The sequence below is a fragment of the Pseudoxanthomonas sp. GW2 genome, from assembly GCF_000283075.1.
Classification (GTDB): Bacteria; Pseudomonadota; Gammaproteobacteria; order Xanthomonadales; family Xanthomonadaceae; genus Pseudoxanthomonas.
In genome coordinates this window covers 47,388-63,893 of the sequence record NZ_ALIP01000152.1, presented here as the reverse complement: position 1 = coordinate 63,893, position 16,506 = coordinate 47,388, and the positions used below count along the sequence as shown (strand labels likewise).

The 16,506-nt window shown below is 71.1% G+C and carries 12 protein-coding genes and 1 pseudogene; 11 read left to right on the top strand and 2 right to left on the bottom strand.

All coding sequences use genetic code 11. The features are described from left to right. Both B351_RS17850 and B351_RS0114455 read left to right on the top strand, forming a co-directional pair. A pseudogene (locus B351_RS17850) lies at positions 1-526 on the top strand (hypothetical protein); the annotation flags it as partial. A gap of 11 nt (positions 527-537) precedes the next feature. Beyond that, positions 538-1,320, top strand: a complete 783-nt coding sequence (locus tag B351_RS0114455) for a hypothetical protein (protein WP_019399750.1) — start codon at positions 538-540, stop codon at positions 1,318-1,320. Between the two features lie 59 nt (positions 1,321-1,379). On the opposite strand, the gene B351_RS0114450 is transcribed toward B351_RS0114455, so the two are convergent. Beyond that, on the bottom strand, positions 1,380-2,861 hold the full coding sequence (locus B351_RS0114450) for an aspartate ammonia-lyase (RefSeq protein ID WP_156810477.1): 1,482 nt from the start codon (positions 2,859-2,861) through the stop codon (positions 1,380-1,382). Positions 2,862-3,389: 528 nt separating this feature from the next. On the opposite strand from B351_RS0114450, the gene purB reads away from it, so the two are divergent. From purB to B351_RS0114405, 9 genes are all read left to right on the top strand, one after another. Next, a complete protein-coding gene (gene purB / locus B351_RS0114445; RefSeq protein WP_019399748.1) occupies positions 3,390-4,757 on the top strand; it encodes an adenylosuccinate lyase in 1,368 nt (455 codons plus the stop codon). A 246-nt stretch (positions 4,758-5,003) separates the two neighbouring features. Then, positions 5,004-6,410: a cupin domain-containing protein gene (locus B351_RS0114440; RefSeq protein ID WP_019399747.1), complete on the top strand. Its 1,407-nt coding sequence runs from the start codon at positions 5,004-5,006 to the stop codon at positions 6,408-6,410. Then, the gene (locus B351_RS0114435; RefSeq protein WP_019399746.1) at positions 6,407-7,306 is read left to right on the top strand and encodes a GNAT family N-acetyltransferase; all 900 of its coding nucleotides are present in this window, start codon (positions 6,407-6,409) and stop codon (positions 7,304-7,306) included. Before B351_RS0114440 ends, B351_RS0114435 begins: the two co-directional genes overlap by 4 nt. Positions 7,307-7,556: 250 nt before the next feature. Beyond that, positions 7,557-10,385, top strand: a complete 2,829-nt coding sequence (locus B351_RS0114430) for a 2-oxoglutarate dehydrogenase E1 component (RefSeq protein ID WP_019399745.1) — start codon at positions 7,557-7,559, stop codon at positions 10,383-10,385. A 60-nt stretch (positions 10,386-10,445) separates the two neighbouring features. After that, complete coding sequence (sucB, locus tag B351_RS0114425; RefSeq protein WP_019399744.1) at positions 10,446-11,651, top strand: dihydrolipoyllysine-residue succinyltransferase; 1,206 nt, start codon at positions 10,446-10,448, stop codon at positions 11,649-11,651. A 105-nt stretch (positions 11,652-11,756) separates the two neighbouring features. Further along, entirely contained in the window at positions 11,757-13,193 is a 1,437-nt protein-coding gene (lpdA, locus tag B351_RS0114420) for a dihydrolipoyl dehydrogenase (protein ID WP_019399743.1), read from the top strand. A 228-nt stretch (positions 13,194-13,421) separates the two neighbouring features. Then, on the top strand, positions 13,422-13,595 hold the full coding sequence (locus B351_RS0114415) for a hypothetical protein (protein ID WP_019399742.1): 174 nt from the start codon (positions 13,422-13,424) through the stop codon (positions 13,593-13,595). Positions 13,596-13,650: 55 nt separating this feature from the next. Then, complete coding sequence (locus B351_RS0114410; RefSeq protein ID WP_019399741.1) at positions 13,651-14,244, top strand: TIGR00730 family Rossman fold protein; 594 nt, start codon at positions 13,651-13,653, stop codon at positions 14,242-14,244. A 268-nt stretch (positions 14,245-14,512) separates the two neighbouring features. After that, complete coding sequence (locus B351_RS0114405; RefSeq protein WP_019399740.1) at positions 14,513-15,511, top strand: YhdH/YhfP family quinone oxidoreductase; 999 nt, start codon at positions 14,513-14,515, stop codon at positions 15,509-15,511. Between the two features lie 97 nt (positions 15,512-15,608). On the opposite strand, the gene B351_RS0114400 is transcribed toward B351_RS0114405, so the two are convergent. Continuing rightward, positions 15,609-16,463, bottom strand: coding sequence for a family 16 glycosylhydrolase (locus B351_RS0114400; RefSeq protein ID WP_019399739.1), 855 nt, complete (start codon positions 16,461-16,463; stop codon positions 15,609-15,611). Positions 16,464-16,506: the final 43 nt, after the last annotated feature.

Sequence of the window (16,506 nt, the reverse complement as noted above, 5' to 3'; positions counted from 1 at the left end):
CGAGCGCGAGCTGGCCGCGGCCCGCGCCGAGCTGCAGTCCGGCAACCTCGAGCTGGGCGTCGGTGCGTACGTCGGCCCCAACAAGCACAAGGACGCGCGCAACGACCTGCCGCGCGGCGAAATCACCCCGGCCGGCGACCTGCTGGTCGACGGCAAGGCGGTGGCGATCGACGACGCCCAGCGCGCGCTGCTGCTGGCCTACCGCAGGCAGGCGATCGACGTGGCCGTGGCCGGGATCGAGGTCGGTGAGAAGGCGGCCAACGCCGCGCTGGATGTCGTCGACCGAGGCCTGCTGGGGCTGATGGCCAGTGCCATGACCGGCCGCCTGGAGCGCCAGCTGGAGTCCAGCCTGCGCTCCACCCTGGAACCGGGCATCCTGCAGCTGTGCCGCAACCTGCCCGGGCTGTACGCCTCGCAGCAGGCGCTGGCCGCGGCGGTGCCGGAGTTCCGGCCCTACGCCAGCATGACGCCGGAAGACGTCCACAACTGCGAAGCGGAAGTGCAGCGCGAATTCGCCCGACTCTGAGGAGCCCCAGCATGCGCATCCACGCCCCCATCCTCGCCCTCGCCCTGGCCGCGCTGCTGCCGCTGGCCGGTTGCAACAAGGAAGCACCCGCGCCGGCAGACGACGATCCGGCCAGCGCCGCGCCGGGCGAGTCGTTCGTCACCCGCAGCGTGCGCGCGGCGATGGACCGCGCCGCGCGCCGGCTGGAGGAAGAGAACATCAACATCGGCGGCCGCCACCGCAACTGGGTGCAGTACGGCAAGGACACCAGCGACCTGCCGCGCGCCGAGATTACCCCGGCCGGCGACCTGCTGATCGAAGGCAAGGCGGTGGCCATCGACGAGACCCAGCGCCAGCTGCTGCTGGCGCACCGCCGGCAGCTGGTCTCCGTCGCCCAGGCCGGCCTGGCCCTGGGCTCGCGCGGCGCCGAATTGGGGGTGCGCGCCGCAACCGGCGCGGTCAAGGCCGCCCTCACCGGCAAGACCGGGGAACTGGAGAAGCGCATGGAGGCCGAGGGCAAGCGCATCGAGGCCGAAGCCAGCGCACTGGTGTGCGGGCGCCTGCCGGGCCTGCTCGCCACCCAGCAGGCGCTGGCCGCGGCGCTGCCCGAGTTCCGGCCCTATGCGCGGCTGGAGCCGGAGGACGTGGAGTCCTGCGGCCAGGACGGCCAGCGCAAGCGCAAGCTGCAGGTGCAGGCCGGGCTGGTCGGCGTCGGCGCCGAGATGAGCGCCGGCGGCGACGATCCGGCAGGCTTCGAGCTGGATGCCGCCGCCGAGGCGGACGCCGCCGCACGCGACGCCTCCTTGCGGATGTAATCCCCACGTCGCGGCCGGCGCCGCGGCGATTCCAGGGCCGCCCGCGCGGCCCTCTTTTTTTAGCCGCCGCCCCCGCCGGGTTTGCCGTGGATGCCGCCGCGCGCCAGCAGCGCCGGATCCAGCAGCGGGGCCAGGGTCTTCTCCGGCAGCCCGGTGACCTTCATCGCCACCTCCAGCACCGGACGGCCTTCCTTGTAGGCCTGCTTGGCGATGGCCGCGCCCTTCTCGTAGCCGATCACCGGGTTGAGCGCGGTGACCAGGATCGGGTTGCGGTCCAGCGCCTGCTTCACCACGTCGGTGCGCACCCTGAGGCCGGCGATGCAACGGTCGGCCAGCAGCCGCGACACGTTCGACAGCAGCTGCACGGATTCGAGCAGGTTGGCCGCGACCAGCGGCAGGGTCACGTTGAGCTGGAAGTTGCCGGTCTGGCCGGCCACGGTAATGGCGGTGTGGTGGCCGATCACCTGCGCGGCGGCCATCACCGTGGCCTCCGGGATCACCGGGTTGACCTTACCCGGCATGATCGAGCTGCCCGGCTGCAGCGCCGGCAGCTCCACCTCGCCCAGGCCGGCCAGCGGCCCGGAGTTCATCCAGCGCAGGTCGTTGGCGATCTTGATCAGGGCCACCGCCAGCGCGTTGAGCTGGCCGGACAGTTCCACCGCGTCGTCCTGCGAGGCCAGGCCCTCGAACTTGTCGGCCGCGCTCTCGAAGCGGGTGCCGGCCAGGCGCGACAGCGCGCGCGCGGCACGTTCGCCGAAGCGCGGGTCGGCGTTGATGCCGCTGCCGATCGCGGTGCCGCCCAGCGGCAGCCGGCGCAAGCGCTTGAGCGCGTCCTCCAGGCGGCCTTCGGCGGAGGCCAGCTGCGAGGCCCAGGCCCCGAATTCCTGGCCGAAGGTGAGCGGCATCGCATCCATCAGGTGGGTGCGGCCGGTCTTGACCACCTTGCGCAGTTCGCGGGCGCGTTTCTCGATGGTGCGACGCAGGTGGCGGATCGCCGGCAGCAGGTCCTCGACCACCGCCAGCTGGGCGGACACGCGGATCGCGGTGGGCACCACGTCGTTGGAACTCTGCCCCAGGTTGACGTGGTCGTTGGGATGCACGGCGCGCTTGCCGGCCTTGCCCGAGGCATTGGCCAGGCTGGCGATCACCTCGTTGGCATTCATGTTGGACGAGGTGCCCGAGCCGGTCTGGTAGATGTCCACCGGGAAGTGGGCGTCGTGCAGGCCTTCGGCCACCTCCAGCGCCGCTGCGCGGATCGCGCCGGCCACGTTCTTGGGCAGCAGGCCCAGGCCGGCGTTGACCTCGGCCGCGGCGGCCTTGACCAGGCCGAGGGCGCGGATGAAGCCGCGTGGCATCGGCCGCCCGGACACCGGGAAGTTCTGCACCGCGCGCTGGGTCTGCGCGCCCCACAGGGCGTCGGCGGGAACCTGCAGCTCGCCCATGCTGTCGTGCTCGACCCGGGTGCGCCGGGCCGGCGCGGTGGTTTGGGGCCGCGCCGGGGACTTCCTGGCGCGGGGGGAACGTGCGGGGGATGGACTCATGGCCGTCTCCGGCGTTTGGGGATCGCGGCGAGCATACCCCCGCCGGTGTCCATGGCTGTCGCCACTCCGCGGCCCCGGTCTGTTCCGGTCATGCAACTGTGCTGCGTACTCCCCGCGGCACGGACAAGCGAAGCGCCCAAAGCGGGCGCGATCGCCTGGGTGGTGGCGTGCATGCCCCCAGGACTCCGGCCGCTTGCCGTGGCGGGCTCCGGTCGGAGCCGCGACCCGGACGTGCCCGAAGACGCGGTGGTGCGTGGGTGCGGCGCAAGCAGGCCATGGATGGCCTGCGGTCGCGCGTTGGAGCCAGGATGGCGGAGTCGCGCGATGCGCCGCACCCACGGAGCGCCGCGGCTCCGCCCGAAGCCGGCCACCTGGCCGAGGGGCCCCAACCAGGCCAGGTTCTCGCCCCAATGCGCTGTGCTGCGCCAGAATCGCCGGCGCGTGGCGACGCGCCAGGCGCCCCGCCCGGCACGTCCCGCGTGCACGCCTTAAACTATGCCGCCCTGTTTCCCAGCCAGCCGCCTTCCAATGACGGATTCCGCCCTGCTCGCCCTGTCCCCGCTCGACGGCCGCTACGCCGGCAAGGTCGACGCCCTGCGCCCGATCTTTTCCGAGTACGGCCTGATCCGCGCCCGCGTGCGGGTGGAGATCGAGTGGCTGCTGGCCCTGGCCGCCGAGCCGGGCATCGCCGAGCTGCCGGCGTTCTCCGAAGGCGCGCGCCAGCGCCTGCGCGCACTGGCCGACGGCTTCTCGGTGGCCCATGCCGCGCGGGTCAAGGAAATCGAGCGCACCACCAACCACGACGTCAAGGCGGTGGAGTACTTCATCAAGGAGCAGCTGCGCGACGACGCCGAGCTGGGCCCGGCACTGGAGTTCGTGCACTTCGCCTGCACCAGCGAGGACATCAACAACCTGTCCTACGCCCTGATGCTGCGCCAGGCGCGCGACGAGGTGCTGCTGCCGGCGCTGGACGGCGTCACCGCCACCCTGCGCAAGCTGGCCCACGAGCAGGCCGGCCAGCCGATGCTGTCGCGCACCCACGGCCAGACCGCCTCGCCCACCACCCTGGGCAAGGAGATCGCCAACGTGGTCGCGCGCCTGGAGCGCCAGCGCAGGCAGATCGCCGCGGTCGAGCTGAGCGGCAAGATCAACGGCGCGGTCGGCAACTACAACGCCCACGCCATCAGCTACCCGGACGTGGACTGGCCAGCCTTCGCCCGCCGTTTCGTCGAGTCGCTGGGCCTGCCGTTCAACCCCTACACCACCCAGATCGAGCCGCACGACAACGTCGCCGAGCTGGGCGACGCGGTGCGCCGCGCCAACACCGTGCTGGTCGACCTGGCCCGCGACATCTGGGGCTACATCTCGCTGGGCTATTTCAAGCAGAAGCTCAAGGAAGGCGAGATCGGCTCCTCGACCATGCCGCACAAGGTCAATCCGATCGACTTCGAGAACGCCGAGGGCAACTTCGGCATCGCCAACGCCCTGTTCGAGCACTTCTCGGCCAAGCTGCCGATCAGCCGCTGGCAGCGCGACCTCACCGACTCCACCGTGCTGCGCGCCCTGGGCACCGCCTTCGGCCACACCCAGGTGGCCCTGGACTCGCTGGCCAAGGGCCTGGGCAAGCTGGAAGTGAACCCGCAGCGCCTGCAGGCCGACCTGGACGCGGCCTGGGAAGTGCTGGCCGAGGCCGTGCAGACGGTGATGCGGCGCCACGGCCTGCCCAACCCGTACGAGCAGCTCAAGGCCCTGACCCGCGGCCATGGCATCGACGCGGAGGCCATGCGCGCCTTCATCGCCTCGCTGGACCTGCCGGAGGAGGCCCGCGCCCGCCTGGCCGCGCTGACCCCGGCCGGCTACACCGGCCTGGCCGAACGCCTGGCGCGCGAGATCTGATCCACCCTCCCGGCCCGCAACAGCGGGCCGGGCCTTTTCCGGGGGCGCCCCGCATCCGCTTGAGCCTGCTCAAGGCCGGCTCCGCCCCCTGCGCTATCCTGCCGGCCGAGGCCACCGCCCGCCCGTGCCGCGGCCCCGGGCTGCGCGCCAAGCCGATTCCATGCCCACCCACATCGACGTCGCCGCACCGCACCGCGCAAGCGCCTACGCGCGCCGCGGCCCCCGCGTGCCCGACCGGAACACCCCATGACCTCCAAGCGCCCCGCGAAATCCCCCAAGACCACCAAGGCCAGCAAGACCACGAAAGCCGCCAAGGCTGCCCGGACCATCAAGCCCGCCAGGAGTGCCCGGGCGGCCAGGGCCGCCACTCCGGCCCGCCCCGCACGCAAGCCGGCCGCCAAGGCCGCCCCGCGCGCCCGCGCCCTGCCGTTCGAGGTCGATGCCACCGCCAACCAGCCACTGGGCATGTCGCCGCAGGCCTTCCTGCGCGACTACTGGCACAAGCGTCCGCTGCTGGTCCGCAACGCCTTCCCCGGCTTCCAGCCCCCGGTGATGCCCGAGGACCTGGCCGGACTGGCCTGCGAGGAAGGCGTGCTGGCGCGGCTGATCAGCCACGACCGCGGCAACGACGCCTGGGACGTGCGCCACGGCCCCTTCCAGGAGGAGGACTTCCCGGGCATGCCCGACCACGACTGGACCCTGCTGGTCCAGGACGTGGACAAGTGGGACCCGGACGTGGCCGCCCTGCTGGAGCACTTCCGCTTCCTGCCGCGCTGGCGCATCGACGACATCATGATCAGCTTCGCCGCCACCGGCGGCTCGGTCGGCGCCCATGTCGACCACTACGACGTGTTCCTGCTGCAGGCCCACGGCCACCGCCGCTGGATGATCGACGCCTCGGTGGCGATGGGCCGCCCGGCGCCGGACCTGTCCTTCCGCGAGGACGTGGCGATCAAGCTGCTGCGCCAGTTCAACCCGACCCACGACTGGGTGCTGGCCCCGGGCGACATGCTCTACCTGCCGCCGCTGGTGCCGCACCACGGCGTGGCCGAGGATCCCTGCCTGACCTTCTCGGTGGGCATGCGCGCCCCCTCGGCCGCCGAGCTGATGGGCGACTGGCTGGACGAGGTGCTGCTGGGCGCCGACGAGGCGATCCGCTACCACGACGAGGACCTGGCCCTGCCGGCCGACCCCAACGAGATCGACGTGGCTGCGATGAACCGCGTGGTCGAGGCGCTCAACGCCATCCGCATGAACGACCCGGACCGGCTCGGCGACTGGTTCGGCCGCTTCATCACCACCTACCGTGCCGCTGGCGAGGTCATGCCCTCCGGCCGCGAACTGCCACGCGAAGGCGTGGAGGAAGTGCTGGCCCAGGGCGGCACCCTGCACCGCCACCCGGCTTCGCGCCTGGCCTGGCGCCGCCGCCACGACGGCGGCAACGCCAGCCTGTACTGCAGCGGCCAGACCCTGGAGCTGCCGCTGGCCGACGCCCGCTACCTGGCCGACGCCGGCATGCTGGACCTGGGCGCCTGGCAGCGCCTGTCGGCCGCCGGCCGCGATGCCGCCTTCGCCCTGTACCAGGCCGGCCATTACGGCCTGGACACCGGTGCCGGCGGGGACGACGCCGGGGAAGAGGCCGAAGGCGAATGAGCCCGGCCGCCGTCGCCCTGGCCGACTACGCCCGCGAGCACGCCGCCGTGCACGCGGTGCGCACCACGGTGTTCGTGGAAGGCCAGGGCGTGCCGGTGGAACTGGAGCGCGACGCGCTGGACCCGGTCAGCATCCACGTCCTGGCCCGGGACGCCGACGGCACCCCGGTCGGCACCGCGCGCCTGACCCCGGACCGCCGTATCGGCCGCATGGCGGTGCTGCCCCGCCACCGCGGCCGCGGCATCGGCGAGGCCATGCTGGCAGCCCTGGTCGCCCATGCCCGTGCCCAGGGCTGGGCCGAAGTGGGCCTGCACGCGCAGCTGCACGCCCTGGCGTTCTACGCCCGCGCCGGCTTCGTGCCCTGCGGGCCGGTATTCACCGAAGCCGGGATCGAGCACCGGCGCATGGCCCGGCGCCTGCCCGGGGCCAGTCCGGTGGAAGACGCCGAGGCCGCCGCCGCGGTCCTGCTCGGCCTGGCCGCCCATGCCCGCCGCGGGCTGGGCATCTACAGCCGCGCCCTCGACCCCGGCCTGCTGGACCGGCGCGAGGTGGTCGACGCCCTGCGCCGCTTCGCCACCCGCCCCGGTCGCCGCCAGGTGCGGATCCTGCTGCAGGATGCCGCCGCCCCGCAGCGCGAGGACGCGCCGCTGCTGGCCCTGGCCCAGCGCCTGCCCAGCGTGTTCGAGCTGCGCGAGGTCGCCGACCCGGTGGACGCGCGCTATCCCTCGGCCTATGCCTTCAACGACGCCGGCGGCGCGCTGTTCCGGCCGCTGGGGCAGCGCTTCGAGGGCGAAGGCGGGATCGAGGACGGCCCGGCCGCACGCCGCCTGGCCCATGCCTTCGAACCGGCGTGGGAGCGCTCGCGACCGTGCACTGAACTGCGCGCGCTGGGCTGACCGGCGCGTAACCGGTTCCAGCGCGGCGCCCGTGCGCGGCGTCACGTTGCGGTGCAGGCAGCCGGCCGGCGTCGCATCCGGCGAGTGTGAACAGGACCAGACGATACACAGCTGGAACAGGCCATCCACCCTTTGGATAAGGCCCCCCGCGAATGAATGGGGGTTATACTTTTGCGGCTTTCCGGGCCGGCCAAGGGGCCAGGTTCCGGGGTCAGCGGCGCGCCCGCCCATCCTCCAGACGCGACATATCGTGGACAACCTACTCAAGCAGTTTGCGCAGTCTTCGCAGCTCGGCAGCAATGCCGCCTTCATCGAGGACCTGTACGAGCAGTACCTGGTCTCCCCCGACAGCGTGGACCCGAAGTGGAAGGCCTACTTCGACGGGTTCAAGGGACGCGAAGCCGGAGACGTGCCGCACTCGGCGGTCATCGCCCACGTGGCCGAGGCCGCCCGCAACGCCGCCAATGCCGCGCCGGTGGCGCAGGGTGCCGGCGACGAGCGCGAGCGCAACGTCGGCCGCCTGATCACCGCCTACCGTTCCCGCGGCCACCTCGGCGCCAGGCTCGATCCGCTGGGCCTGACCCCGCCGATGAACCCGCCGGACCTGGGCCTGGAGTTCCACAACCTGTCCGAGCGCGACCTGGACGCCGAGTTCAGCACCGGTGGCCTGGCCGGCCAGCCGCGGATGAAGCTGCGCGACCTGCTGGCGCGCCTGAAGGCGACCTACACCGGCTCGATCGGCGCCGAGTTCATGCACATGGCCGAGGTCGAGCAGCGCCAGTGGCTGTACCAGCGCCTGGAGCTGGCCGGCGGCGACTACAACCTCAGCGCCGAGACCCGCAAGCGCGTGCTGGAGCGGCTGACCGCCGCCGAGGGCCTGGAGCGCTACCTGCACACCAAGTACGTCGGCCAGAAGCGCTTCTCGCTGGAAGGCGGCGAATCGCTGATCCCGCTGCTGGACACCGTGGTCCGCCAGGCCGGCGTCGACAAGGTCAAGGACATCGTCATCGGCATGGCCCACCGCGGCCGCCTGAACGTCCTGGTCAACACCCTCGGCAAGAACCCGCGCAAGCTGTTCGACGAGTTCGAGGGCAAGTTCGAGCACGACGCCGTGGCCCACGCCGGCGACGTGAAGTACCACATGGGCTTCTCGGCCGACATCGCCACCCCGGGCGACCCGGTCCACCTGGCCCTGGCCTTCAACCCCTCGCACCTGGAGATCGTCGACCCGGTGGTCGCCGGCTCCGCCCGCTCGCGCCAGGAGCGCCGCGGCGACACCGAGCGCAGCAAGGTCCTGCCGGTCCTGATCCATGGCGACGCCGCGTTCGCCGGCCAGGGCGTGGTGATGGAGCTGTTCCAGATGTCGCAGGCGCGCGGCTTCGCCGTCGGCGGCACCGTGCACATCGTGGTCAACAACCAGGTCGGCTTCACCACCAGCAACAAGGAAGACGCCCGCTCCACGCTGTACTGCACCGACGTGGCCAAGATGGTCGGCGCCCCGGTGTTCCACGTGAACGGCGACGACCCGGAGGCGGTGGTGTTCGTGGCCAAGCTGGCCTACGAGTTCCGCCAGAAGTTCAAGAAGGACGTGGTCATCGACCTGGTCTGCTACCGCCGCCACGGCCACAACGAGGCCGACGAGCCGGCGGCGACCCAGCCGGTGATGTACCAGACCATCCGCAAGCACCCGACCACCCGCGAGCTGTACGCCAGCAAGCTGGAGAAGGAAGGCGTGATCGCCCCCGACGAGGGCAAGGTGCTGGTCGACGGCTACCGCAACAAGCTCGACGCCGGCGAGGTCACCACCGAGCTGGCGCCCTCCAAGCCCGAGGACTACGAGCTGACCATCGACTGGTCCAAGTACCTGTCGGGCAAGGTTTCCGATCCGGTCGATACCCGGGTCAAGAAGGGCACGCTGCAGCAGCTGGCCAAGCTGATCAACACCATCCCGCAGGGCGTGGTGCTGCACCCGCGCGTGGCCAAGATCTACGACGACCGCCTCAAGATGAGCGCCGGCGAGCTGCCGGGCGACTGGGGCTTCGCCGAGAACCTGGCTTACGCCACCCTGCTGGCCGAGGGCCATGGCCTGCGCCTGGTCGGCCAGGACGCCGGCCGCGGCACCTTCTTCCACCGCCACGCGATCCTGCACGACCAGAAGACCGACGCGTACTACATGCCGCTGCGGCAGCTGGTCGAAAGCCCCGAGCGCTGCACCGTGATCGACTCGCTGCTGAGCGAGGAGGCGGTGATGGCGTTCGAGTACGGTTTCTCCACCACCGACCCGAACACCCTGGACATCTGGGAAGCCCAGTTCGGCGACTTCGCCAACGGCGCCCAGGTGGTGATCGACCAGTTCATCGCCGCCGGCGAGGCCAAGTGGGGCCGCATCTCCGGCCTGACCCTGCTGCTGCCGCACGGCTACGAAGGCCAGGGCCCGGAGCACAGCTCCGCGCGCCTGGAGCGCTTCCTGCAGCTGTGCGCGCTGGAGAACATGCTGGTCTGCGTGCCCACCACCCCGGCCCAGTGCTTCCACATGCTGCGCCGGCAGATGAAGATGAGCACCCGCAAGCCGCTGGTGGTCATGTCGCCGAAGTCGCTGCTGCGCCACAAGCTGGCCGTGTCCACCCTGGACGAGCTGGCCAACGGCGAGTTCCAGCACCTGATCCCGGACGCCTCCGCCGACCCCAAGAAGGTCAAGCGCGTGGTGCTGTGCTCGGGCAAGGTCTACTACGACCTGCTGGAGGACGCGCAGAAGCGCGGCCAGGACGACGTGGCCATCATCCGCGTCGAGCAGCTGTACCCGTTCCCGCGCGCCCTGCTGTCGGCCGAACTGCAGAAGTACGGCAAGGCCGCCGATGTCATCTGGTGCCAGGAAGAACCGCAGAACCAGGGCGCCTGGTACCAGATCAAGCACCACCTGCAGGCCTGCCTGGCCAAGGGCCAGGCGCTCAGCTACGCCGGCCGCAGCCGCTCGCCCTCGCCCGCCGTCGGCCATTTCGCCGACCACGTGGCCGAGCAGCAGCAGCTGGTCGCCGACGCGCTGGTCAACCCGCCCGGCAGCCAGATCGTCGCCGAATAATCGACGGCACCACAAAACACCGCCTTTCCGCCCTACCGACATACGCCCCAAGGACGCCCCATGGCCACCGAAGTCAAAGTTCCGGTCCTCCCCGAATCCGTCTCCGACGCCACCATCGCCAGCTGGCACAAGAAGGCCGGTGACTCGGTCAAGCGCGACGAGAACCTCGTGGACCTGGAGACCGACAAGGTCGTGCTCGAGGTCCCCTCGCCGGTCGACGGCGTGCTGAAGGAGATCAAGTTCTCCGAGGGCGACACGGTGACCAGCCAGCAGGTGCTGGCGATCATCGAGGAAGGCGCGGTGGCCGCCGCGGCCCCGGCGGAAGAGAAGAAGGCGGAAGAGCCCAAGGCCGAGGCCCCGAAGGCCGAAGCCCCGGCCAAGGCGGCGGCCCCGGCCCCGGCCGCCAAGGCCGCCGGCGGCGAACTGCCCCCGGGCGCCCGCGCCACCGCCATCCGCGAGGGCGTGGACCCGTCGCAGGTCGAGGGCACCGGTCGCCGCGGCGCGGTGACCAAGGAGGACATCCTCAACTACGCCCGCACCGGCGGCGCCGGCAAGGCCGGCGGCGCGCGCCCCGAGGAGCGCGTGCCGATGACCCGCATCCGCAAGCGCATCGCCGAGCGCCTGATGCAGTCCAAGGACTCCATCGCCATGCTGACCTCGTTCAACGAGGTCAACCTGGCCAAGGTCTCGGCCGCGCGCAAGGAACTGCAGGAGGACTTCCAGAAGACCCACGGCATCAAGCTGGGCTTCATGAGCTTCTTCGTGAAGGCCGCCGCCAACGCCCTGCAGCGCTTCCCGATCATCAACGCCTCGGTCGACGGCGACGACATCATCTACCACGGCTACTCGGACATCTCGATCGCCGTGTCCACCGACAAGGGCCTGGTCACCCCGGTGCTGCGCAACGTCGAGCGCATGTCCTTCGCCGACATCGAGAAGGGCATCGCCGAGTACGCCAAGAAGGCGCGCGACGGCAAGCTGGGCCTGGAGGATCTCCAGGGCGGCACCTTCACCATCACCAACGGCGGCACCTTCGGCTCGCTGATGTCGACCCCGATCGTCACCCCGCCGCAGAGCGCCATCCTGGGCATGCACGCCATCAAGGAGCGCCCGATCGCCGAGAACGGCCAGGTCGTGATCGCGCCGATGATGTACATCGCCCTGTCCTACGACCACCGCATCATCGACGGCAAGGACGCGGTGCAGTTCCTGGTGGACATCAAGAACCAGCTCGAGAATCCGAACCGCATCCTGTTCGGTCTGTAAGAGCCGAGAGTCGGGATTCGGGATTCGGGACCGGCGGCGCCGCTGCGCGCCGCTTCCCGCTTTTCGAATCACTAATCACCAATCCCGAATCACAGAGCGAATCAAATGAGCGAACAGTTCGACGTCGTCGTCATCGGTGCCGGCCCCGCCGGCTACCACGCCGCGATCCGCGCCGCGCAGCTGGGCCTGAAGACCGCCTGCATCGACGCCGCGCTGGGCAAGGACGGCAAGCCGGCCCTGGGCGGCACCTGCCTGCGCGTGGGTTGCGTCCCGTCCAAGGCGCTGCTGGACTCGACCCACCAGTACGAGAACATGCTGCACAAGTTCGACCAGCACGGCATCAGCTTCAAGGACGCCGCGATCGACGTGCCGAAGATGATCGCCCGCAAGGACGGCATCGTTAAGCAGTTCACCGGCGGCATCGCCATGCTGTTCAAGGCCAACAAGGTCGCCCCGTACTACGGCTTCGCCCAGCTGCAGCCGGGCAACGTGGTCAAGGTCAAGCAGCACGACGGTTCCGAGGTCGAACTCAAGGGCAGCAACGTGATCCTGGCCGCCGGCTCGGATTCGATCGAGCTGCCGTTCGCGAAGTTCGACGGCGAGAACATCGTCGACAACGTCGGCGCGCTGGACTTCACCGAGGTCCCGAAGCGGCTGGCCGTGATCGGCGCCGGCGTCATCGGCCTGGAACTGGGCAGCGTGTGGAAGCGCCTGGGCGCCGAGGTCACCATCCTCGAGGCGATGCCGGAGTTCCTGCCGGCCGCCGACGCCGAGGTCTCCAAGCTGGCCGCGCGCGAGTTCAAGAAGCAGGGCCTGGACATCAAGCTGGGCGCCAAGGTCTCCAAGGCCGAGGTCACCGGCAAGGGCAAGAAGAAGGAAGTCGCCATCACCTTCGCCGACGACAAGGGCGAGCAGACCCTGGTGGTCGACAAGCTGCTGGTGGCCGTGGGCCGCCGTGCCGCCACCCGCGGCCTGCTGGCCGAGGGCACCGGCGTGCAGGTCAACGAGCGCGGCCAGATCGTGGTGGACGAGCACTGCCACACCGGCGTGGACGGCGTCTGGGCGGTCGGTGACTGCGTGCGCGGCCCGATGCTGGCGCACAAGGGCTTCGAGGAAGGCATCGCCGTGGCCGAGCTGATCGCCGGCCTGCCGGGCCACGTCAACTTCGACACCATCCCCTACGTGATCTACACCTCGCCGGAGATCGCCTGGGTCGGCAAGACCGAGCAGCAGCTCAAGGCCGAGGGCGTGCCCTACAAGGCCGGCAGCTTCCCGTTCGCCGCCGTCGGCCGCGCCGTGGCCATGGCCGAGGCCACGGGCTTCGTGAAGGTCCTGGCCCACGCCGAGACCGACCGCGTGCTGGGCCTGCACATCATCGGCCCGAACGCCTCCGAGCTGGTGCACGAGGGCGTGCTGACCATGGAGTTCAGCGGCTCGGCCGAGGACCTGGCGCGCATCTGCCACGCCCACCCGACCCTGTCGGAGGCGATCCACGATGCCGCCATGGCGGTGGACAAGCGCGCCATCCACAAGGCGAACTGAGCTCGCCTCGTGGAGGCAGGCATCCGCGCGGCGGATGCCTGCATGCGTACTGCCATCCCGCCGTTCCGCGCCGTTGGCGCGGGCCGCCCCCAACCTGGGGTTACGGCACGACGCCGGGCTGCCTCGGGCAGCCACGGCGCCAGCCAGGCTCTCCCGAGCCATGGCACGAAGCCGGGCCAATGCCCGGCTTCGCGTTTTTCCGGTTCCGGCCAAACCAGGAGCTGAGCGATGGAAAACAAGGGACTTCCACCCCGCGCCACCGCCGCCCTGTACGGCGCCGCCGGCGTGCTCTTCATCCTCGGCGCCGTCCATGGGGGACGCCCCGGCTTCAGCGCCGTCGGCGTGGCCTTCCTCGCCCTGGCCGTCCTGGTCTGGCTGCGCCGCGACCGCGGCAACGGCTGAACAGCGCCCCATGCGCCCCGGCATTCCCCCATCCCTCCCCCAACGGAACTGATCCATGCGTTCTATCTGCGTCTATTGCGGCTCCAATGCCGGTTCCAAGCCCGCCTACGCCGAGCGCGCCATCGCCCTGGGCGAGCGCATCGCCCGCGACGGCCTGCGCCTGGTCTACGGCGGCGGCAACGTCGGCCTGATGGGCACCGTCGCCAACGCGGTGCTGGCCGCCGGCGGCGAGGTCACCGGCGTGATCCCCCGGCAGCTGGCCGACTGGGAAGTGGCCCACCGCGGCCTGACCGAGCTGGAGATCGTCGGCTCCATGCACGAGCGCAAGATGCGCATGTTCGAGCTCTCCGACGCCTTCGTCGCCCTGCCCGGCGGCTTCGGCACCATGGAGGAGATCTTCGAGATGCTGACCTGGCGCCAGCTGGGCATCGGCAACAAGCCCTGCGCCTTCCTCGACATCGAGGGCTTCTACGCCCCGCTGATCGGCATGATCGACCGCATGGTCCAGGAGCGCTTCCTGCACCCGGACCAGCGCGCCGACCTGTGGTACGGCAGCGACATCGACCAGATGCTGGCGTGGATGCGGGATTACCAGCCGGCGCAGGCGAGCAAGTGGATCGACGAGAAGCGCCGCAGCGTCATGAAGTAAACCGCCGTGATGGCGGCCAGGCCGCTGGCGCGTGGCGACGCGCCACACGTCGCCAGCGCCTTGGCGCTTTCCCGGCGCGGATCGACGGGAAGCGCCGCAGCCTCATGAAGTAAACCGTCGCGCCTCGCCGCGCACGCTGCCTGCAGTGCATGGATGGGCCTGTGCTCCCATGCCACGCCCCGGCCACGGCGCCGCTTTGCTTTCACGCGTCCGCTCGCGAAAATCCGGGAACTGGTCCCGGCGGCACCGGGACGACGGAGGACCAACCATGTCGCTTGCCGCTCCCTTCCCCGCGTTCCGCATCCACAACGACGAGGCCGGCTACCGCAGCGGCATCGAGCAGGTCACGCTCGACGACCTGTCCCCGGGCGAGGTCGTGGTCAAGGCCGCCTGGTCCTCGGTCAACTACAAGGACGCGCTGGCCGGCACCGGCAAGGGCAAGATCCTGCGCCGCTTCCCGCTGGTGGGCGGGATCGACGTGGCCGGCCACGTGGTTGCCTCCACCGATCCGAAGTTCCGCGAGGGCGACGAGGTGCTGGTCACCGGCTGCGGCCTCAGTGAGACCCGCGATGGCGGCTACTCGGCCTACGTGCGGCTGCCGGCCGAATGGGTGGTCGCCCTGCCCCGCGGCCTGGACCTGCGCCAGAGCATGGTCCTGGGCACGGCCGGCTTCACCGCGGCCCTGGCCTTGTACCGCATGCGCGAGAACCGCCAGCGCCCGGAGCTGGGCCCGCTGGCGGTGACCGGCGCCACCGGCGGCGTCGGTTCGATGGCGGTGGCGATCTTCAGCAAGGCCGGCTACGAGGTGCACGCGGTCAGCGGCAAGGCCGACCAGGCCGGATACCTGAGGTCGCTGGGCGCCAGCCAGGTGCTGGGCCGCGAGGCGCTGGAGGCCAGCCGTCCGCTGGAGTCGGTGCGCTTCGGCGGCGGCCTGGACAACGTCGGCGGGCCGATGCTGGTCAGCCTGCTGGCGCAGACCGCGCCCTACGGCAACGTTGCCGCCGCCGGCCTGGCCGCCAGCCCGGGACTGGACGCGCTGACGGTGATGCCCTTCATCCTGCGCGGGGTGTCGCTGCTGGGCATCGGTTCGGCAGGCACGGCGCGCGACATCCGCGACGACATCTGGGCGCTGCTGGCGGACGAGTGGAAGCCGGCACGGCTGGACGCCATCGCCACCGCCGAGGTCACCCTGGAGGAGCTGCCGCAGGTGTTCGGACGCATGCTGGCCGGGCAGTCGCTGGGCCGCACGGTGGTGCGGATCGGGTAAGGGCGCGGCGCGGGCGCCGGGTGCGCTACCCGCCGCGCCGGACGGCCTCCGGCGGCCGGCGCCGGGACCCGCCAGGCCCCGGCGCCGCGCCGCGGGCCTACTGCGGCGCATCCTCCAGCGGGTAGACCCGCACGTAGTCCACCTCCAGCCAGATCGGGAAGGCGGCATCGTCCACGCCCTGCACGCCGCCCCAGTTGCCGCCCACGGCCAGGTTCATCACCAGGTGGAAGCGCTGGTCGAACGGCCAGGCGTCCGGGCCGGTGCCCTCGTTGGCGAACTCGAACACCTTCTCGTCGTCGATGTAGCCGTGGATGTAGTCCGGGGTCCAGTCGACCCGGTAGCGGTGGAACCTGGTGTCCACCTCTTCCACCCGCTTCTGCGCCGCCCGCTGCGTGCCCTTGGTGTGGTTGTAGGCCTGGGTGTGCACGGTCTGGTGGACCACGCCGCGGTCGAAGCCGACGTGCTCCATGACGTCGATCTCGCCCGAGCGCGGCCAGTTGCCGTACTTGTTGTCGGTCGGCAGCATCCACAGCGCCGGCCAGCTGCCGCGCGCCACCGGCAACCGCGCGCGGAACTCGATCCGGCCATAGCGGAAATCGCCCTTGCCGCGCGAGACCAGGCGCGCGGAGGTGTAGCGCAGCTTCCCGGCGCGCTGCTTGCGGGCCACGATCGTGAGCAGGCCGTCGGCGACGAATGCGTTGGCCAGCTGGTCGGTGTAGTACTGCAGTTCGTTGTTGCCCCAGCCGTGGCCGCCGATGTCGAAGCTCCAGCGCGCCGGGTCCGGCGGGCCTTCACCTTCGAACTCGTCCTGCCACACCGGCGTGCTGCCGAAACGCCACTGCCGGGCGCCGGCGGCGTCCGGTTCCTGCGCGGCCGCCGCGGCGGCTGCAAGCGGGAAAACCAACAGCATGGCGCAGGCGGCCCGCGCCAGGGTGATGCGGATCGTTGCCATTCCTTCCCTCCCCGAAAGGTCCGGCCGCCGGCTGCGGCCGGTC